Origin of the sequence: Curvibacter sp. AEP1-3, assembly GCF_002163715.1 — a bacterium.
GTDB lineage: Bacteria > Pseudomonadota > Gammaproteobacteria > Burkholderiales > Burkholderiaceae_C > Allorhodoferax.
Genome location: NZ_CP015698.1, coordinates 1,315,840 through 1,334,468, shown reverse-complemented (window position 1 = coordinate 1,334,468; position 18,629 = coordinate 1,315,840). Strand labels below are relative to the sequence as shown.

Sequence of the window (18,629 nt, the reverse complement as noted above, 5' to 3'; positions counted from 1 at the left end):
ACATGCCAAACCGGTTACGGGTCCGTCGCAGTGTGTCGCTGCGGCGTGCCTTGCGAATGCTTGTGGTGTTCAGTGTGCTGCCCACGGCCATCGTGGGCATGTTGCTGGCGTACGCCAACTACCGGCTGCAACGCGAAAGCGTGGAGCAGCAAACGGTGTTGGTCGTCAGGGCCATCCAGTCAGACCTCGAGCGGGAGATGGCGGCCATCGAATCGGCACTCAAAACACTGGCTACCGCCCCGGAGTTGGGGAATGGCAATCTGCCGGGCTTTTACCAGCGGGCCACCCAGGCGCTGGGTTCAGGATCGGTCCTGAACTACATCCTGACGGACCGTGAAGGCCGGCAGGTTCTTAACACCTTGCTTCCGTTCGGAACCGCCTTGCCCACCCGCGGTACACCAGCCCAACTGGGCAAAGTGTTCGATTCACAGACCACTGTGCTGACCGACATGTTCACGGGGGTGACTACCAAGGCGTACATCATCGCCATGGGAGTGCCGGTGGTGTCAGGCGGCAAGGTGATTTACAGCCTCAATATCGGACTCACACCCGACCGTATCAACAAAATCATTGCCCGCCACCCCATACCTGAGGGGTGGCTGGTGGCGGTGCTGGACAGCAGCCGCACGATCGTGGGGCGCTCCCGCGAGCCGGAGCGCTTTGTGGGCCAAAAGGCGGTGCCGGAGTTGGTCAACATGCTCGCGCAGCGCGACTCCGGTTTCATGGAGTCCGTCACCAAAGAGAACATACCGGTGTTTACCGCTTTCAGCACCTCACCTTTGTGGGGCTGGACAGTGGTGAGCGGTGCGCCCAAAGCAGAGTTGCACCGCGAATTGCTCATTCAGCTCGCCCAGGTGATGGCGGGCCTGTTGGCTGCGCTGATGCTGGGGCTCTGGTTGGCCCGCCGCGCCGGTCTGAAAGTGCTTTCTTCCGTCGGTGAACTGAATGATGCAGCTTTGGCGTTGGGCCGTGGCGATGACATCACCCTGCCGACACTGGAACTGCAAGAAGCCCAAGCCGTGGGCACGGCGATGCTGCAGGCGGCTGACGCCATGCGCAAGGTGAAGTTCTTTGCCCAGCACGACGCGCTGACCGAGCTGCCCAACCGCCTGCTGTTTGATGAGCTGGCACAGCGCAGCATGTCCATGGCCCTGCGCCGTGACAGCGAACTTGCCTTGCTGGCGCTGGACTTGGACGGATTCAAGGCCGTCAACGACAGCTTGGGCCATTCCATGGGCGACGAGGTCCTCAAGACCGTCGCCCTGCGGATCGCTCAAACCATTCGTGGCTCGGATGTGGCGGCCCGCATCGGGGGGGATGAATTCATCATCCTGCTGTCCGAGGTATCTGCCGAGACGGCCATGCAAAGTGCTGAGCGCTTGGTGGAAGTGCTGTCAGAGCCATACCCCGGGGTCGGGCTGCCGCTTGGGGTGAGCATCGGGGTGGCGATGTTCGCGCGCCATGGTACCGAAATGAAGACTCTCATGCTCGCTGCAGACCGGGCGCTGTACGCCGCCAAAGCGGGTGGCAAGGGGCGTGCAGTTCTGGCGTCGGGTTGATGCCTGCTAGCACAGAAAAACGGCTACAAAAACAGAGTTGTTTGGGTTGCCTGTTTCTTGAGCACCGCGTCCAAAGCCAATGCAGGCGCGGGTTTCAGGCCTTGTGAACACGCTTATCCACAATGCAGTCCACATGCGAGTGGGGTAAGTTTTTTTCAACTTTTTTTGCCCCGCGCGCGCTCAAGCCATGGCTGGTTTGTGCTAAACCGAAATCACTCTTCCAGGAAGTTGGCAATCGTCGACCCGGCTGCCGGATCCCGCGGCTTGCGCACACCGTGTTTGGCCAGAATCTCGATATAGAACTGCTTGCCGCCTTCTTTGGCAATGGCGTCGACCAGGCCGATCAGCTCGGCAGAGTGGGCCACCACAGCGTCCTGTTCGGTCGCACCGAAGCGGCAGTCAAAGTCCCAGAAATCCACGCCTTCGGGTAAGGCGCGGTTGCGTTCGCGCTTCATGTATTTGCGGATTTCGTGCTTGGTGGCATCTAGCAGGCGGTCGGGGTGCTTGCCTTCAAGGTGAAGGGGGAATGTTTTTTTCATGGGGAAATCCTGGAGCGTGCGGCCGCTGAAATGCAGCCGGCAGGTCGTTGAGGCCAAAGGGTGGCAGGTGGGCGATGATACGCCCCATGCAACATCACCCTCGCGAACAGCACCCCACGCCCGACAAAGACGCCATTGCCCTGCTGCCCGAATTTGGACGCTTGGGTCTGGACCGCATCACACTGGTCAGCACAGGTCCGCAGGCACTGGCAGCGCTAGAAGAGCTGCGCTCTGCCCGCGCCTGGGGCTTCGACACCGAGTCCAAACCCACCTTCAAGGTGGGTGAAATGTCTGATGGCCCCCATGTGCTGCAGTTGTCCACGCCACAGCGGGCCTGGGTGTTCCAGTTGCATGACCCCGAATGCAGGGCGGTGGCTGCGCAGTTGATGGCCTTGCCCGGGGTGGTGAAAGCAGGTTTTGGCTTGGGGGATGACCGCAAACGCATCCTGCACAAACTGGGGGTAGAGCCGGTTGGTGTGCTGGAGTTGAACCACGTTTTCCGCGAGCGGGGCTACCGCAAGGACATGGGCGTCAAAGGCGCCGTGGCGGTCTTGTTCAACCAGCGGTTCATCAAGAGCAAGAAGGCCGCAACTAGCAACTGGGCTGCACCGCGCCTGACAGAGGCGCAGCTGGTCTACGCCGCCAATGACGCGTATGCCGCTATCCGGGTGTACGACGCGTTGGGTCTGTGAGGCCCCACACCAGCAGCAGGTTGTTGGCCGGCATCTCGTGGCGTGCCTGCAGCCGCAGGCCGGCTTTTGCAGCCTCGGCCTCAATGTCGCTCAGCTCGCGGATACCGAAGCTCGGGTCATGGGCCCGCAGGCTGGCATCAAACTCGAGGTTGCTGGTGGTCGGAGCGACCCCGGTCTCAAAGTAAGGCCCGTACGTGACTAACACGCCTTCGCCGGCAAGATGCTGCGCTGCGCCCCGCATGAGTGCACCGCAAGAGGCCCATGGCGCGATGTGCAGCATGTTGATGCACAGCATCAGGTCATAGGGACCGGCCAGTTCGGAATCGGTGTCAAACCAGGGCTCCTGGCATACATCCAGCTGCTGCGCGATTTCAATATTGCTGAGATCTGCCTCGCTGGCACGCACTTCAATGTTGTAGAGCGCGCCGCGGTGCACCTCAGTAGGCTGCCAGATCCACTGCGGCAAGTGCCGGGCGAACCAGACCACGTGTTGCCCGGTGCCCGATGCAATCTCCAGCGCCCGCCCGCTGGGGGGCAGTAGGGATTGCAGCACCTCCAGAATAGGTTGCTTGTTGCGTTCGGCAGAGGGGCTGTGGTCCGGTTGAGCCATGGCGCTTGCAGCGGTGGGTGTGGGCTTAGTGCGTGACGAATTCGTAGCTGACTTCTTCGCTCTCGACCATATCGAGAATATCGTTCAGCTCGTCTTCGCTTTCGGTGCTGCTCCAGGTGTCTTCAGGGTCAGCGGCAAACAGGGGTTCGATGGCGATGTCCAGAAACTGGCCATTGGGCAGGCTCAGCACCGGGGTGCCTTCCGAGGTTTCGACCAGCGACCAGTCGTCCGGTACCGACATTTCCAGCTTGATGGTGACGTTGAGTTTTTTCATGGAAAAGTCCTATGGGGGTTCATTGTGTGAGGCGGCGAGGTTAACCGACTTGGGTGAAGCAAGCCAATTTGCCACTTTGCGAATACCCCTTACCACAGGTTTTTGTGCCTGCAAGCGAGTACTTTTGCACTGCCTGTTTTTTAGGCGCGCTTGTCAAACCCAATGCCGGCGCGGATTTCGCCGCTTGTAAACACGCTTATCCACACAACAGCCCACAGGCGCTTGGGGTAAGTTTTTTTCAATTATTTTTGCACCGGCATGTGCATCTTGACCCAGCGCAGGATGTCGGCCTGGCCCATGGCGCCGGGCTGGCGGGCGACCTCGCGTCCACCCACAAACAAAGCCAGCGTCGGAATGCTGCGGATCTGGAAGCGCGCGCCCAGCGCCTGCTGGGCCTCGGTGTCTACCTTGGCCACGCGGATGTGCGGCTCCAGCTGCGCCGTAGCCGCCGCATAGGCCGGGGCCATGGAGCGGCAGGGGCCGCACCACGGGGCCCAGAAGTCCACCAGCAGCGGTATGTGGCTGCGGTTCAGGTGTCTGTCAAAGGTGGCCGTGGTCAGGTCCAGCGGTTTGCCGGTGAACAGGGCGCCTTTGCAGCTGCCGCAGTCCGGGGCGCTGCCGAGCTGGTCGGCAAGCACGCGGTTAGTGGTGTGGCAGTGGGGGCAAACGATGTGGAGTGCGTCAGTCATGCCGCTTAGCTGGCGGCATGGGCGGTTTTCTCAAGGCACGGGTGGGCAGGACTTAGGCCTTACTCCCTAAGAAACAACCGGAATTAGGGTTAACCCTTGCACTGCATCTAGGGTTAACCCTATACTGCGGTGCAACATCACACGGTTTTACTTAAGGAGTCCACCATGACCAGCACGACACTCAACGCAATCTCTCTGCCCCAGAACGCACAACCTACCGTGGGCGCTTCCTTGCAGGCGCTGTGGGTGGCCGGCAAGAATCTGGCGGTAGCACTGTGGCAAGTTTCCTTCGGCACGGGCCAGTCGCAAGCCACGACCCGCTTTGCAGAGGCGGAAGAGCTGCGTACCTTTGCTGCCAGCATCCAGAAGTCGGACCCTTCGTTCGCGCTGGAGCTGTTTGCAGCCGCTGACCGTCACGAAGGTCTGTAAACCCGGCCTACCAAGGCACCCCCCGGCCGTGCTGACCGGGTGGTGCCCGCCTGACGATTACATCGTCGGGTAGTCGGTGTAGCCCTGTGCACCCGGTGTGTAGTAGGTGCTGCTGTCAGGCGTGTTCAACGCCGCACCGGCTTTCACGCGTTCCGGCAGGTCCGGATTGGCAATGTATGCGTTGCCGAACGCCACAGCATCCAGTTTTCCGTCCTTGATCGCTTGCTCAGCCTCTTCAGCGCTGTAGCCCATGTTGCCGATCAATACACCCTTGTAGTTCGTACGTGCCACGGTCACCACGTCGGCCTTTTGCACGCCGAAAAAGTCCGCACGCATCAGGTGCAGGTAGGCCAGTTTGAAGTCGTTGAGCTTTTCGGCCAGGAAAGCGGTCAGGCCCACGGGATCGCTGTCGACCATGCTGTTAAAGCTGTTCAGGGGCGACAGGCGCGCACCCACGCGGTCGGAGCCGATGGCTTCGCTTACCGCAGTCAGCACTTCAAACAAGAAGCGCGCGCGGTTTTCCAATGAGCCGCCATAGGCATCGGTGCGCTTGTTGCAGCCGTCACGCAGGAACTGGTCAATCAAATAGCCATTGGCGCCATGCACTTCCACGCCGTCAAAGCCTGCGGCGATGGCGTTTTTGGCGCCCTGGGCAAAGGCAGCCACGATGTCCTTGATCTCTTCCACACTGAGTGCGTGCGGCACCACGTGCGGCACTTTGCCCGCGGGGGTGTGGATCTCGCCTTCAATGGCCAGCGCGCTGCTGGACACGGTGCGCACACCGCCATTGATGCCGGGGTGGGCTGCACGGCCTGCGTGCCAGATCTGCATGAAGATGCGCCCGCCCTTGGCGTGCACGGCATCGGTGGTTTTCTTCCAGCCGGCAATTTGCGCTTCGGAGTAGACGCCGGGCTCAGCCACGAAGGCAGAGGTACCTTCCTGCACCATGGTGCACTCGGTGATCAGCAGGCCGCCGCTTGCGCGCTGGGCGTAGTACTCGGCCATCAAGTCATTGGGCAGGTGCTCCATGCCCGCGCGGGTGCGGGTCAGTGGCGCGAGGATGAAACGGTTAGGCAGAGTCAGCGCGCCGACTTGGAGGGGGGTGAAAAGCATGTTCAAAACCTGTAAACGTAACAACAAGGGGCGCGAGTGTGGCACCGGGCCAATAAGCCCGGTGTGGTGGGGTTACTCGGTTTTGGGTTAGGCCAGCGGCACAGTCGATCAGCTGCAGCTCAGTGTTGCCAGGTTCTTGCCCACACCAACCACCGCTGCCAGGTTGGCTTTGACGCACGCCGGTGTTTGCGCCGTATAGGTGTAAGGCAAAGTCAGCGGAAATGCTTTGGTGCTCGTCCAGCTGTCTGCGTTGATGTAGCCGGAGCCTGTGGTCCACGTGATGTTGTAGGTGGCGTTGTCCGCCGCACTTTGGGTGTTGTTACCACGCAGCTCCCACCAGCCGCAGTTGCTGGAGTCGTAGCGGCAGGTCACGGGGTTCTTGGCGTTTTCGAACCAGTTTTTTTCAATCAATGTGTATCCGGCTTGCCGCACGTTGATGCCGGAGTCGGTGATGCCGGTGTACAGGTTGTTGTACATGTGCGTCCAGCCACCACGCTGTAGCGGCAAGCGGGCGTTCACGTTGCTGTAGATGTTGTGGTGGTAAGTGATCTCGCGGCCACCGGCGATGTCCGTGCTGGAAGACCCGTCCAGCCCCACCTTCTTGTTGTCGTGGATGTAGTTGTACGAGACCGTGATGTTGTGAGAGTCCTTCTTGATATCGATGGCACTTTCAAACGTCAGGTCGCCGTCCGGTGAGCCATTGCATTCGTTGTTCACTGCAAACAGCTCGTTATGGTCTATCCAGACATTGGAGGAGGTGTCGATGCGCAACATGTCCGCGTCGTTGGCAGCGCCGGCCAGCGCACCGATCTTCATGTTCCGCACCACCACGTTGTTGCTGCGGATCAAGGTAATGCCGAAGTTGGCTGACGAGCCGTTGGCTCCCTGGATGGTCAGCCCGAAGTTGAAGTCTTTGATCTGCAACTCGCGGTAAGGGTCGTTCCAGTGCGGGTTGGGGCAGTTGTGATTGGCATCGACCGTGTGGTCACTGATGATTTGGGCAATCAATGTGTCTTCGTTGCCTGTGTAAGTCAGTATCAGGGGCTTCCCGGCGGCCTTGGCCGCTGCCACCTCGTTGATCATGTCTTGCAGGGTGGCCGCACTTCGCACCAGGGCGCCTGTCACATTGCCGCCGGATGTGGTGGCAAAGCCGCCCGAACTGCTGGCCACTGCACCTGAGGTGGAGCCTGAACTTGAACTGGTCGATCCCCCGGACGTAGCGCCTGTGGAGGGGTTTGCAGTCACTCCACCCGTAGATGCCGAGCCAGAGCCCCCCGAGCCGGACGATGCCGTGCTGCTGCCACCGTCCCCGCCACCGCCTCCATCGCCCCCACCGCAACCGCCGGCAGCCAGCAAAACCCCAACAAAAAGGAAGCAATAGCGACGCAGCACAGGGAGCATGGAAATACAAAGATTAAACAGGCCTACATACAGCCCCGAAAATTCTACGAACGACCGTTCGCTTTACGCCTTGGAAATTGTCAAAAGCCTGTTTGGTTTGTATGGAGATGTAAGGCTGCCTGGCCCTTAGTACGCAGCCAGCGCCGCATTGCGCACGCGGGCCAGCAGTCGCTGCCGGATCAACCCGCTCACCGGGCGTATCAGCCACCAATAGGGCGTGAAGCGGCGCAACGAAGCGTGGTCGTTGCAAAACACCCGCGTCTCGGTGTGCAACCAGGTGCCACCCTCTGCGGCGGGGCGGGTGCTGAAGTTGAGCACCAGCTTGGCAAAGCCCGGCTCATTGAAATTGGCAAACTGGTCCGGGCCGGCCATACGCACCTGGCCATAGTCCGCCTGCCAGAACTTGCCCACCAGCCCGAGCGCGATTTCACGGTCGGCATCGCGGCCCAGCAGGGTGAAATTGTCGATGCCAAAGGGCGCCTGGGTCGCCAGGCGGCTGCGGCCACCCAGGGCACCCCGCAGCCGGTCCGGCAACTCACGCAGCTGGATGAAGCGGCGCGCCCATGGGTCTTCGCTTACGCCCGGCTGCAGCACCGCGTTCAGCAAGGCGCCGGGCTGGGCCGGCGTCAGCAACTGGTGCTTTTCGCTGAACTGGTACTGCGGCATCAGCCGCTCCATCAACTCCATGCGCTTGCTTACTCGGTCGCGAATTGGGCGTAGTAGGCCTTGATGGCCGGTGTCTCGGCAATACGCTGCATGTGCGCGTTCAGCGCAGGGGCCACGCGCTCTACCAGGTCGGTGGGCACATGGTCGAAGCGGCCGGAGTTCAAGGCACGCACATCGATAAACACTTTCAGGTCTGCCACGGTGAGTCGGCCGTCGGCAAAAAACTCGCCGCCTTGTGCTTGCAATCGCTGCTGCAGCCAGGCCAGGTACACGGGCATGGAGCCATTCACCAGCGCCAATCGCGCTGCCTTTTGCTCTTCGCCGCTCATGCGGAATGTGGGGCCCATCTTGACGCCTGCGTCTTCCACCACATAGGTGACTTCATCGCAGTACAAGGCTTGCAAGGGGTCGGTGGGGTACAGGCCGGCCAGCTTGCCCGCAAAGCGCAAGAGCGCATCGCTCTGGGTGAACTGGGTGCCATCCACATCCAAAGTGGGCACTTGGCCGAACGGAGTGGATTTGCGGATTTCTGCAAACTGAGGGAAGGTAAAGCGGTGGTCATCAAACGCCACACCGCCCAGGTGCAGGGCCAGGCGAACGGGTTCCGCGCGGCCGCCGTGCATGTCAAAGTAGCTGAGTTTCAATTGGGGCATGGTGTCTTCCTTGTAGGCTGATGTTTCGGGACCGCACGTCGGGTGTGCAGGACGTAGCGCATTCTATGCAGGCGGACCTCTGCGCATGGACCATGCATAAAAAAGCCCTCTGGCGCCCGAATAATGTGCGCGAGCAGCTACTAAAATCGTAGCAAACAGATCAGGCGAAAAAGCTACCTTCATGACTATCCCCCGTTTCTATCCTCTCGGCACCCCCGGCCAAGCCTGGGGCCCCGCCGAAGTTCAGCAGTGGCGCGCCCGCCAAGTGCGTCAGCGCAGCTATGCCGACGACGTGCTCTCTGCGGTGGAGCAGCTGCGTGCGCAATGGGATGTGGAAAGCTATGGCGAAGTCATTTATGCGGATTCCGTGCACAGCGAAGAGCGCTTTCCGCTCATGGCCTTGCGCAGCCGCAGTTGGAGCAGTGCTTTGCCCACGGTGCTGGTCACTGGCGGAGTGCATGGGTACGAGACCAGTGGCGTGCATGGCGCGTTGCGCTTTGCGGCCGAGCACGCTGCCGCCTACGCCGGCCGCGTGAACCTGCTGGTGGCGCCGTGTGTGAGCCCCTGGGCCTACGAGCGCATTCAGCGCTGGAACTTTGACGCGCTGGACCCCAACCGCAGCTTCCGCGCCGACAGCCCCGCCCAAGAGAGTGCGGCCCTCATGCGTCTGGTGGCACCCCTGCTGGGCCAGTTTGCTGCGCACATCGACCTGCACGAAACCACCGACACCGACGAGAGCGAATACCGCCCTGCCGTAGCCGCGCGCGATGGCAAGCCGTTTGAGCCCGCCACCATCCCCGATGGCTTCTATCTGGTGGACGACACCGGCAACCCCCAGCCCGCATTCCAGGAAGCCATCCTGCAGGCGGTAGAGCGGGTCACACACATCGCGCCCACCGACGGGGAGGGCGGCATCATCGGCACACCTTTGGTGGCGCGTGGTGTGATCGAGTACGACATGCGCGGCCTAGGCCTGTGCGCCGGCATCACCGGCGCGCGCTACACCAGCACCACCGAGGTCTACCCCGACAGCCCCCGCGCCACGCCCGAGCAATGCATTGCTGCGCAAGTGGCAGCGGTGTGTGCCGCTTTGGACTTTGTGATTCAAGACAAGCGGTAAGTACCAGCGCTAGGAATACACCGCTGATTGATCTCGATTAAACCGGCGCGGACGTGCGCGGCCAACAATGCTTCTAACCACCTTGGAGGCATTCATGACCCGCACCGCCGAACAGCCCGCTTTTGACGCTCTGGACGTTTGCCACCGGCAGATTCAGGAGCATGTGTTGGCCCTGAAAGGCCTGTCTGCGCGATTGGCTACGCATGGGGTGGACGATGTGGTGCGCGCCCAAGCCGGGGCCATTGAGGCGTTCTTCTCCAGCACCTCGCGCGAGCACCATGCTGAAGAAGAGGCCAAAGTCTTCCCTGCGCTGCTGGCCAGCGACAACCCCGAGCTGGCCACGGCCGTGCGCACTTTGCAGCAAGACCATGGCTGGATCGAAGAAAACTGGCTGGAGCTGGCCCCACGCTTGCGGGCCATGGCCTCAGGCCAGGGCTGGATCGATGAGACCGAGTTTTTGAACTACGCCGAAGTCTTTGTGGCCCTGATGGAAGGCCACATCGCGCTGGAAGAAACGCTCATCTACCCCGAATCCAAAGCCCGCTGGGCACAAGCCGTGGCCGGCCGGCTGAAGCGGCTGGATGCCGCGCAGGGCGCTTAGCCGCGCTCCAGGTCCTGAATCAGCGTCTTCACCTTGGTGGTGATGATGTCCACCGCGGGGTCGTTGGCGCCGTGGGGCAGGATGACGTGGGCGTGCCGCTTGGTGGGCTCGATGAACTGCTTGTGCATGGGGCGCACGGTTTCCAGGTACTGGGCAATCACGCTTTCGGTGCTGCGGCCGCGCTCGGTAATGTCGCGCTGCAGGCGGCGGATAAAGCGCACGTCGGCCGCCGTATCCACAAAGATCTTCAGCGACATCATCTTGCGCAAGTCGGGGTCAAACAGCGCAAACAGGCCTTCAATCACGATCACCGGCGCCGGGTTCACCACCACGGTGGTGGGGGCGCGGTTGTGCTTCACGAAATCGTAGGTGGGCATGTCAATGGCTTCGCCGCGGCGCAGGGCCTGCATGTGCTGCACCATCAGGGGCCAGTCGAAAGCGTCGGGGTGGTCGTAATTGGTTTTGACGCGCTCCTCGGGTGAAAGGTGCGTCTGGTCGCAGTAGTAGTCGTCCTGGTACACCACCGAGGCCATCTCGGGGCCGATGGACGCCAGCACCTGGCGTGTGACGGTGGACTTGCCACTGCCACTGCCCCCGGCAACGCCGATCACGAAAGGTTTGTTATTGGTTTTAGGCATGGGGTGTTCCGGTTCCGTGACGACAAAGCGCGCTATTTTACGAGCGGGGCCTATGGGCCCACTGCAAGTAGTCGCGCGCTTACCTCGGCGGCATCGGGCGTGCTGAACTGCATGTTGTGCTGGTCAGTGAGCGGGCCCCCTCCGGGCTCCATGCCGCCGGCTGCGTCGTAGCCCATGGCCTTGAACTTCCAGACCGCGCCAATCTTCTTGAGCGACCCTACATGCGCGCCATCGGCAGTGTGCACGGCCAGTACCTCGGCGTTGACGGGCAGCAGCTGCAAAGGGCCGACGACGGGGCCGTCAGGCAGGTGAATGTACTTCGGGGTTATGGACATGCCCTGGTGTTCGCTATGGATAAAAGCATTGCTAGCGCTCGTGGAATATGCGCAAATAGCTACAAAAAGCGTAGCGCCGGCTACTGGAGTTCGTCCAGCAGTTTTTGCACTGATGCAAGTAGTGGAGGCAGAGCGTGGTGGGAAATGTTCCACACGGTGCTCACGCTGACCGTGGCATAGCCATGGATCAGCTGGTTGCGGAAGGCTACGATTTGGGGCAGATCGGGAATGCGTGAAGCCAAGGCTGCATCAAGTTTGGACAACTGATTCAGCGCTTCGCCAATGATTTCAAACTTGCGCTCCACCGCAGCCTGTGCCATTGCGTTGCCCACGTAGGCGACAACATCCAACCCGGCAGTGAATGACTGGATAGCCAAGGCAGCTTCGCGGACGTCCCACAAGAAGGCGCGCGGGTCACGCTGCATAAATAGCTTCGCGATTTCCGTTGATGCTGGCCAGCACGTAGGGGTTGCGGATGGCGCTAGGTTCTACCAAGTCCACCCCGCGCCCCAGCAAGGCTTCCAGGTCTGCCTTAGCACCGTAAAGCGCCCGAAGCCCTGGCTGCACACCCGGTGCGAACTCGACCAAAAAATCTGCATCGCTGCTTGAGGGGTCAAAGTCCACCTCACGCGCTGCCGATCCAAACACCTCCAGGCGCTGAATCTGATAGCGCTGGCAAATGACGGTGATGCCGGTACGGTGTTGAGCAATAGCGGGGTGCATGGGTGGGAGTTTACTGGAGGGACCTAAGCCTGCCAAACCCCGAACCCGGCGGATTGCAGGTCTATGGCTACTTCTATTTCTTTGTCTACGGCATCGTCGTGGCTCATGGGGTTAAAGCCTTCAAACAGGTCGGGCAGCAGGCGCAGGCCGTATTGCTGGGCGAAGCGGTTGGCCTGGATGCCGGCTTTGTGTTTGTCGAAGCGCACATCCGGGTCCAGCCCGGTCATGCCTACGTACACGCAGGGCTTGCCGTCCACATAGTCCGGGTTGTTTTTGCGAAAGCGGGGCTCCAGCAGCACGTCTTTGTGCAGCTCAATCACATACACATGGTGGTGTTTACGGCGGGCCATGGGGCGATTTGTCTAAGCGCGGTTACAGCACCCAGTGCGTTTGCAGCATCTGCGCGGGGGTGCGGGGCTCGTCGGGGTCGGTCACGAGGGTGATCTGCCAGCCACCGTCTGCGGGCTGGGCGGCAATGCCCTCCACCTTGGGGGCGCCGGCCAGCAGCTGCAGTTTCACTTGTCCGTCGGGCGTGACGATGCCAATGGCGGAGCCCACGCAGGCGCCGTCGTGGTAGCTGTCGTCGGTGCTTTCGGCCACGGCGCAAAAGGCCCAGGCACCGCCGTGCAGGGGCGTGCCATCGGTCAGGCTCAGGGGCACGCCTTCCACCTCGCCCAAGTCCATGGTCTGCACGTCGTGGGGGCCGAGCGGCTGGGGCTGCAGGCCTGCCAGCCAAGGGGCAATGTGGTTCCACTCGTAGCGCATGCAGGCGCTCAAGGCGTTGCCCTTGTTGCCCCGCTGCAGCAAGAGCAACTCGTTGCCCAGTACAAACGCGCCCTCGATGTTCAGATCTGCAAAGCGCTCGCGCAACGGCGCATACAGCGGCGCCAGATCGACGGTGCCCACTTGCCCAAGCGGAGCGCCCTGCGCATCCAGCGGCAGTAGCACACCGGTTTCGCGCTGCGGCTTGGAGCCGGACCCCAAGGCCAGCAAGGCCCCGTGGGCGTGGCCGGGCAGGGGCGGCAGTTGGGCCAGGGTTTCGAGGTCGGGTTTGGCTTTTTTGCGCGCGCCCTTGTCGTACGGCAAGTCGCCCTCCAGCAAGCGCAGCAGCGCGCCGGGTGCGTGCATGGCGCTGCTGTCAAACACGCCCAGGTGCACCTCGTCGTCCGCCACCACATACAGGCGCTCGCCCACGCGCACCAGGCCGCTGGCCGCACTCAAGTGCGCCACACCACGGGGGTGGTCAGCGGGGTTCAGCGTCAGCTGGCGCAACAACTCTGGGGTGAGGGTGGGGTGGGCTTGGGGCATGCGGCAGTATAGAGCGCACGACTGCGGAATTTAAGCAAAATAGGCCTCTAGCGCACGTGGAGTATGCGCGAGCAGCTACTAAAAGCGTAGCAAACTGATCGTCAATCTTGAGCTCGCACGTAGCTTCGCAAAGCCGATGCCATGGCCTTCACCTCATCCAGCGAATGCCGTACGGGTTCGTTCTCGATGAACTTAGTCAGTGCTTTTGTTTCGAGTACCCATACGCCCTCGGCAATATTGTCAAAGGACTCGACATACCAGCCCGGGAAAACAACTGCCGGCCAGACAAAGGGTTGAAATTGGCTTTCCCGCAAAAAGTTACCTAACCAACGTGCTTGGGCCTTGGCTTGAATCACCGGATTGCGGTCAATTCGCTGTCCATTCGCAAAAACTTCACCCGCCGATACGGTGATCTTGCATTCACCGCGCAGTGGTTTGGAGTGGGTTTTAGTCTCGATTGTGAACACACCTTGAGGGCCAATCAATACATGGTCCACATTGGCATCACCACTTGGTACGTCATGGAAAACAACAAAGTCTTTTCTCCTCAGCCACTCCAAGTGCTCAGCTACTGCGCGCTCCCCATCGCGACCCAGTTTGATTTGTGTGAGACGCTTGTGTGCTCTGGTAACTTTGAAGACTGCATAGACCACTGCTAGTGCAGCAAAGACTGTGTAAATGACTGGATTGGGCTTGGCAGAGGTCAGATACCTGAACCACTCTAGCCCTGCCATCAGGACCAACATCAGGGCTAGCAAAGCGGGGCCCAATATGTGGTCGTAGGCCTCGTTTTGGATCTGCTCAGTCAGGGACTGACCCGCGGCCCGCAATGGTTTGTTTCTGTCTAGGGGCGAGCGTTTCGATTTTGAGTTCATGCAATTGAAGTTTCTGTGTCTTGTGCAATTTTGGGAAAATAGGCCTCTAGCGCTCGTAGAACATGCGCGAGCAGCTACCAAAAGCGTAGCAAGCCGGCTGCCGCAGACCTAGAACGAAGACCCCGGTTCGCTCAGGAAAGCCAGCTCCTCGGGCGTGGAGGTGCGGCCCAGGATGGCGTTGCGGTGGGGGTAGCGGCCGAAGCGGTCGATGATCTCTTTGTGGCGCAGCTCAAAGCGCAGGGTGTCTTCCATGCCCAGCTGCGAAAACAGGGTCACGGCTTGCGCGTGCACCAGCGCGGACTCGCTGTGCATGTAGGGCATGTAGGCAAAGCTGCGCTGCGCCAGGGGCAGGCTGCGGTCCTGCCCACTGGCCACCAGCTCTTGCGCCAGCACCAGGGCCAGCGCGTCCTGCGCAAAGGCGCGGGCGGTGTCGCGGTACACATTGCGCGAGAACTGGTCCAGCACCAACACCTCCGCCAGCCGCCCTTCGGGCGTGGCGCGCCAGGCAAACAGCTCACACCGCGCCGCAGCCTCCAGCGTGGTGCCGAAGCGGGTGCGGATGGCTTCGTCCAAGGCAGCGTCTTTGGCGAAGTGCTGCTTGGGGGTTAGCTCGGTGAACCAGAAGTGGAGGATGGATTGGGGGTGCATTGAGGATCAATTGCAGACCGATGTGTGTGTATCCGTCCACTATTGGTGATTGGTTTGAATTTTTAAGTCAGCACGTTTCGTAGTCGGCGGCGTGCAATTAGCGAATCAAAGTCATGTAGGTATTTAATGATTTCATTTAAAAACTTTTCCTCTCGGGTTCTGTTGAGTGAATAGGTCGCCTTGATTGCGCTTTTGTGTGCCACATCGCCACGCTGTGAACCTAGGTCACTCATCCGGTCTAGGAACAGCGGTGACACTTCGTTGAAGGCATCTGCTGCGAAACCTAGTTCTCCAAACATTTGGATGATGTTTTTTTCTTTAACGCCATTGTTGTCAATGACCGACTTTCTGGCGTTTTTGACAGCCTTAGTTGCCCACTCGCGTTGGACGCTACTGCCGGCTTGAAGCGTGCTGAGTTCCCTCTCAAGATCCCCAATTAGTAGGTTGCAAAGATGTTCAAGCAGATGCTCTACTTCGGCGTGAAACAACATGCGCAGCGCACGCATTTGATCCTGTTGCGCGGATGTGTAAGTACCGCTTACGGAGATCGGCGGGAGATACCTTTTCATGAGTATCCGCACGCGTCGACTGAATTCGCGAAAAGGTTCTGACATCATCTCGTTGGCTCAGCAAATTACTTCGCTGCCTAGAGGAGTGTCATTGCCGGTGGCTTTACTCCAAGAATCCTCTCGATGGCATTGCCCCATTCAGTGATACGTATATGAGTCGCTTCTGTGCTTTTTGTAGTCGTCTCAAGTGATCGCAGGAAAAGGTCACTTTTGCAAAGACGTTTGAATTCTTCAACAATCTGTGATTCGCGATTCTTCGCAGCCAAGCGGACCTCAGGATATGAGAATGAAATGGACATGATGTCAAAAACCGCTCGATTGAAGCGACGTTCAAACCCCTTAGGAGAATATTTTGTAAATGCATCATCCCCAAAAATTCCCTTTGTAAATTGAATAGCGTTTTCACACTCAATAGCAAGGGCTTTTAGGGCTGAATTTTCAATCTTCCAACGAGCATTTAGCTCCATGACAGTTTCATCGAGAAAGTGTTTTAAATCGCCAGAGTATTTGTACATGAACAATCTGAACGCAAAAAAACGAATCAGCATTTCAACGTCTCGCATTCGAAAATCAGGCTTCCCATCTTTTCCAAAAAGCGCAATCAATGTTTCACTGGTTTCAGTAAAGTCGAACGCAAAGTCGATGAAGTCGCCGGGGTGCAACACATGCCGTAGTTCCTGTGGCGACAAGGGGACACTGCCCGAGTTCAGTCTGTGAAAAATCAGGAACAGAACACTTTCATTTTTATAGCCACGAATGAAAGTAGTTCGAATAGTGGAATTCTCAAAAGCGCTGGCATCGTCTGACTTACCCAGCCCTCGTTTCATGTCTTCCCATGAAAGGCCGTTTAGATCGGTGCGTACAGCAAGTTCTTTCAACTTCAATTTTGTAGTTGATTCACCTGCAAACCGCATCAGGGTCAATAGCCGCTGCTTGCCATCGATTACGAAATACTTACCTTTGGCATTCGGATATTCGGCCAGCACGAGCTGCGGTATTGGTACACCAAGCAGCAGTGATTCTATGAAACGACTTTTTCTGTCATCAGTCCACGCGTCACGTCGCTGGAAGCGTGGATTCAAGGTGATATTTCCCTTGCTCAATTGGCTGATGATTGTTTCAGTTGTCCAATCACTGTCGTTGACAACCACCCCTTGAAATAGATTTTGAGGTTGTTCTTGTAAGTCACCCTCGTTCTCTACATCGTCACTAAATAGATCCAGATCGTTATATTCAGCACTCATCGAATTCTCGCGTTGGATTAATGAAGTTTGTCGGAACTACTCGGGGTGATGTCCAAGGTTTCGAGGTGAGTTTCTATTGGGCGTAATTACTTCCCCCAAGAATCCTTCAACCCCACCGCCAAGTTAAACACCGGCTTGTCTGCCTTGTGGTCCACGCGGTCGGCCACAAAGTAGCCGTGGCGTTCAAACTGGAACTTCTGGTCGGGCTGCGCGTTGGCCAGTGATGGCTCCACAATGGCCGTCACGACCTTCAGGCTGTTAGGGTTCAGGCTTTCCAGGAAGTCTTTGCCGCCCGCGTCGGGCTGGGCGTCGCTGAACAGGCGGTCGTACATGCGCACTTCTGCGCGCACGCCGTCGGCCACGCCCACCCAGGTGATGGCGGCTTTCACCTTCACCAGGTCGGCGCCGGGGGTGCCGCTTTTGGTGTCTGGCACCACGGTGGCCAGCACTTCGGTGATGACGCCATTGGCGTCTTTGGTGCAGCCGGTGCACTCGATCACGTGGCCGCCCTTCAGGCGCACCTTGTTGCCGGGGAACAGGCGCTTGTAGCCCTTGGGGGGAACTTCTTCAAAGTCTTCGCGCTCGATCCACACCTCTTTACCAATGGTGAAGTGGCGCACCGGTGATTCGGTGCCTTCGGGCGGGTGGGGCAGGGCGGGCATGCTGCACGCGTCCAGATAGGCGTCGCCACCCTGGGCGGCAAACACTTCGCCCCAGTTGGTCAGCACCAGCTTCACGGGGTTCAGCACGGCCATGCCGCGGTGGGCGGTGTTTTCCAGGTCTTCGCGCAGGCAGCCTTCCAGGGTGCTGTAGTCGATCCAGCTGTCGCTCTTGGTCACGCCAATGCGCTCGGCAAACAGTTGGATGGCGGCGGGGGTGTAGCCACGGCGGCGCAGGCCGACGATGGTGGGCATGCGTGGGTCGTCCCAGCCGCTGACCTTGCCTTCGTTCACCAGCGCGGCCAGTTTGCGTTTGCTGGTAATCACATAGGTGAGGTTCAGGCGGGCAAATTCATATTGCTTGGGCGCGGGGGCTGCCAGCAGGCCGCTCTCGCACAAGCGGTCCATCAGCCAGTCGTAAAACGGGCGCTGGTCTTCAAATTCCAGCGTGCAGATGCTGTGGGTGATTTGCTCCAGTGCGTCCTCAATCGGGTGCGCAAAGGTGTACATGGGGTAGATGCACCAGGTGTCACCCGTGTTGTGGTGGGTGGCGCGGCGGATGCGGTAGATGGCCGGGTCGCGCATGTTGATGTTGGGGCTGGCCATGTCGATCTTGGCGCGCAGCACCATCGATCCATCCTCATGCTTGCCGTCGCGCATTTCGCGGAAGCGGGCCAGGTTTTCAGCAGGTGTGCGGGTGCGGAAAGGGCTGTCCACACCGGGCTTGCCAAAGTCGCCACGGTTTACGCGCATTTGCTCGGGCGTTTGCTCGTCCACATAGGCGTGGCCGGCTTCAATCAGCGCCTCGGCGGCGCGGTACATAAAGTCAAAGTAGTCGCTGGCCTGGTAGGGGGCCACGCTGTAGTCGCCCTGGCTTCCGTTCCAGTCAAAGCCGAGCCACTTCACCGCGTCGATGATGCTGTTGACGTATTCGGTGTCTTCTTTTTCGGGGTTGGTGTCGTCAAAGCGCAGGTGGCACACGCCACCGTAGTCGCGCGCCAAACCAAAGTTAATGCAGATGCTCTTGGCGTGGCCTACGTGCAGGTAGCCATTGGGCTCGGGCGGAAAACGGGTGCGGATTTTGGCAGGGTCTGGTTCGCCGGCAGCGTGGTGCGCGGCGTCGCCGGGGGTGCCGGCCCAGCGGCGTTGGGCGTAGGTGCCTTTTTCGAGGTCAGATTCGATGATCTGGCGCAAAAAGTTGCTGGGCTTGACGGAATCAGTAGCTGTGTTCGCGGGGGTGGGGGTGCTCATTCGGTGATTTTAGACGCCGCATCTGCGCCGCCC

General features: G+C 59.7%; 24 protein-coding genes. 5 read left to right on the top strand and 19 right to left on the bottom strand.

Features of this window, described 5'->3' with window-relative positions:
* The first annotated feature begins 2 nt into the window (after positions 1 to 2).
* A complete protein-coding gene (locus tag AEP_RS06320) occupies positions 3 to 1,559 on the top strand; it encodes a sensor domain-containing diguanylate cyclase (RefSeq protein ID WP_087494603.1) in 1,557 nt (518 codons plus the stop codon).
* A gap of 212 nt (positions 1,560 to 1,771) precedes the next feature.
* Here the strand turns inward: AEP_RS06320 and AEP_RS06315 are convergent, their stop codons facing one another.
* Positions 1,772 to 2,098, bottom strand: coding sequence for a DUF6172 family protein (locus AEP_RS06315; RefSeq protein WP_087494602.1), 327 nt, complete (start codon positions 2,096 to 2,098; stop codon positions 1,772 to 1,774).
* 86 nt (positions 2,099 to 2,184) lie between these two features.
* Between AEP_RS06315 and AEP_RS06310 the strand changes: the two genes are divergently transcribed.
* Positions 2,185 to 2,790 carry a 3'-5' exonuclease gene (locus tag AEP_RS06310; RefSeq protein WP_198301903.1) on the top strand — a complete coding sequence of 202 codons (606 nt, stop codon included), beginning with the start codon at positions 2,185 to 2,187 and terminating at the stop codon, positions 2,788 to 2,790.
* Here AEP_RS06310 and AEP_RS06305 read toward each other — a convergent pair.
* The 3 genes from AEP_RS06305 to trxC form a co-directional block, all read right to left on the bottom strand.
* Positions 2,759 to 3,400, bottom strand: coding sequence for a DUF938 domain-containing protein (locus AEP_RS06305; protein WP_087494600.1), 642 nt, complete (start codon positions 3,398 to 3,400; stop codon positions 2,759 to 2,761). The genes AEP_RS06310 and AEP_RS06305 overlap by 32 nt on opposite strands.
* 25 nt (positions 3,401 to 3,425) lie before the next feature.
* The gene (locus tag AEP_RS06300; RefSeq protein WP_087494599.1) at positions 3,426 to 3,674 is read right to left on the bottom strand and encodes a hypothetical protein; all 249 of its coding nucleotides are present in this window, start codon (positions 3,672 to 3,674) and stop codon (positions 3,426 to 3,428) included.
* Positions 3,675 to 3,916: 242 nt separating this feature from the next.
* Positions 3,917 to 4,363 (bottom strand): thioredoxin TrxC, encoded by a 447-nt coding sequence (trxC, locus tag AEP_RS06295; protein ID WP_087494598.1) that lies wholly within the window; start codon positions 4,361 to 4,363, stop codon positions 3,917 to 3,919.
* A 165-nt stretch (positions 4,364 to 4,528) separates the two neighbouring features.
* Here trxC and AEP_RS06290 point away from each other — a divergent pair, with 165 nt between their 5' ends.
* Positions 4,529 to 4,792, top strand: coding sequence for a hypothetical protein (locus AEP_RS06290; RefSeq protein WP_087494597.1), 264 nt, complete (start codon positions 4,529 to 4,531; stop codon positions 4,790 to 4,792).
* Between the two features lie 57 nt (positions 4,793 to 4,849).
* On the opposite strand, the gene AEP_RS06285 is transcribed toward AEP_RS06290, so the two are convergent.
* From AEP_RS06285 to AEP_RS06270, 4 genes are all read right to left on the bottom strand, one after another.
* Complete coding sequence (locus AEP_RS06285; RefSeq protein WP_087494596.1) at positions 4,850 to 5,905, bottom strand: alkene reductase; 1,056 nt, start codon at positions 5,903 to 5,905, stop codon at positions 4,850 to 4,852.
* Positions 5,906 to 6,013: 108 nt separating this feature from the next.
* Complete coding sequence (locus AEP_RS06280; RefSeq protein ID WP_198301902.1) at positions 6,014 to 7,306, bottom strand: pectate lyase family protein; 1,293 nt, start codon at positions 7,304 to 7,306, stop codon at positions 6,014 to 6,016.
* A 126-nt stretch (positions 7,307 to 7,432) separates the two neighbouring features.
* Positions 7,433 to 7,993, bottom strand: a complete 561-nt coding sequence (locus AEP_RS06275) for a hypothetical protein (protein WP_087494595.1) — start codon at positions 7,991 to 7,993, stop codon at positions 7,433 to 7,435.
* A gap of 8 nt (positions 7,994 to 8,001) precedes the next feature.
* On the bottom strand, positions 8,002 to 8,625 hold the full coding sequence (locus AEP_RS06270; RefSeq protein ID WP_087494594.1) for a glutathione S-transferase: 624 nt from the start codon (positions 8,623 to 8,625) through the stop codon (positions 8,002 to 8,004).
* A 181-nt stretch (positions 8,626 to 8,806) separates the two neighbouring features.
* Between AEP_RS06270 and AEP_RS06265 the strand changes: the two genes are divergently transcribed.
* On the top strand, positions 8,807 to 9,745 hold the full coding sequence (locus AEP_RS06265) for a M14 family metallopeptidase (protein WP_087494593.1): 939 nt from the start codon (positions 8,807 to 8,809) through the stop codon (positions 9,743 to 9,745).
* A 94-nt stretch (positions 9,746 to 9,839) separates the two neighbouring features.
* On the top strand, positions 9,840 to 10,346 hold the full coding sequence (locus AEP_RS06260; RefSeq protein WP_087494592.1) for a hemerythrin domain-containing protein: 507 nt from the start codon (positions 9,840 to 9,842) through the stop codon (positions 10,344 to 10,346).
* Here the strand turns inward: AEP_RS06260 and udk are convergent.
* The 11 genes from udk to AEP_RS06205 all read right to left on the bottom strand — a co-directional run bounded on the left by udk (position 10,343) and on the right by AEP_RS06205 (position 18,596).
* Positions 10,343 to 10,984: a uridine kinase gene (gene udk, locus AEP_RS06255; protein ID WP_087494591.1), complete on the bottom strand. Its 642-nt coding sequence runs from the start codon at positions 10,982 to 10,984 to the stop codon at positions 10,343 to 10,345. The genes AEP_RS06260 and udk overlap by 4 nt on opposite strands.
* A gap of 50 nt (positions 10,985 to 11,034) precedes the next feature.
* On the bottom strand, positions 11,035 to 11,319 hold the full coding sequence (locus tag AEP_RS06250) for a hypothetical protein (protein ID WP_087494590.1): 285 nt from the start codon (positions 11,317 to 11,319) through the stop codon (positions 11,035 to 11,037).
* Positions 11,320 to 11,399: 80 nt separating this feature from the next.
* The gene (locus AEP_RS06245) at positions 11,400 to 11,744 is read right to left on the bottom strand and encodes a HepT-like ribonuclease domain-containing protein (RefSeq protein ID WP_087494589.1); all 345 of its coding nucleotides are present in this window, start codon (positions 11,742 to 11,744) and stop codon (positions 11,400 to 11,402) included.
* Positions 11,734 to 12,042 carry a nucleotidyltransferase family protein gene (locus AEP_RS06240; RefSeq protein ID WP_087494588.1) on the bottom strand — a complete coding sequence of 103 codons (309 nt, stop codon included), beginning with the start codon at positions 12,040 to 12,042 and terminating at the stop codon, positions 11,734 to 11,736. The genes AEP_RS06245 and AEP_RS06240 overlap by 11 nt, the downstream gene beginning before the upstream one ends.
* 23 nt (positions 12,043 to 12,065) lie before the next feature.
* Positions 12,066 to 12,392 carry a hypothetical protein gene (locus tag AEP_RS06235; protein ID WP_087494587.1) on the bottom strand — a complete coding sequence of 109 codons (327 nt, stop codon included), beginning with the start codon at positions 12,390 to 12,392 and terminating at the stop codon, positions 12,066 to 12,068.
* Positions 12,393 to 12,414: 22 nt separating this feature from the next.
* Positions 12,415 to 13,350: a DUF6929 family protein gene (locus tag AEP_RS06230; RefSeq protein ID WP_087494586.1), complete on the bottom strand. Its 936-nt coding sequence runs from the start codon at positions 13,348 to 13,350 to the stop codon at positions 12,415 to 12,417.
* Between the two features lie 101 nt (positions 13,351 to 13,451).
* The gene (locus tag AEP_RS06225; protein ID WP_087494585.1) at positions 13,452 to 14,225 is read right to left on the bottom strand and encodes a nuclease-related domain-containing protein; all 774 of its coding nucleotides are present in this window, start codon (positions 14,223 to 14,225) and stop codon (positions 13,452 to 13,454) included.
* Between the two features lie 108 nt (positions 14,226 to 14,333).
* Positions 14,334 to 14,873: a DUF924 family protein gene (locus tag AEP_RS06220; protein ID WP_087494584.1), complete on the bottom strand. Its 540-nt coding sequence runs from the start codon at positions 14,871 to 14,873 to the stop codon at positions 14,334 to 14,336.
* 62 nt (positions 14,874 to 14,935) lie between these two features.
* Positions 14,936 to 15,442, bottom strand: a complete 507-nt coding sequence (locus AEP_RS06215; RefSeq protein WP_157673066.1) for a HEPN domain-containing protein — start codon at positions 15,440 to 15,442, stop codon at positions 14,936 to 14,938.
* A gap of 77 nt (positions 15,443 to 15,519) precedes the next feature.
* On the bottom strand, positions 15,520 to 16,686 hold the full coding sequence (locus tag AEP_RS06210; protein WP_087494582.1) for a DUF262 domain-containing protein: 1,167 nt from the start codon (positions 16,684 to 16,686) through the stop codon (positions 15,520 to 15,522).
* Positions 16,687 to 16,772: 86 nt separating this feature from the next.
* A complete protein-coding gene (locus AEP_RS06205; protein ID WP_087494581.1) occupies positions 16,773 to 18,596 on the bottom strand; it encodes a glutamine--tRNA ligase/YqeY domain fusion protein in 1,824 nt (607 codons plus the stop codon).
* Positions 18,597 to 18,629: the final 33 nt, after the last annotated feature.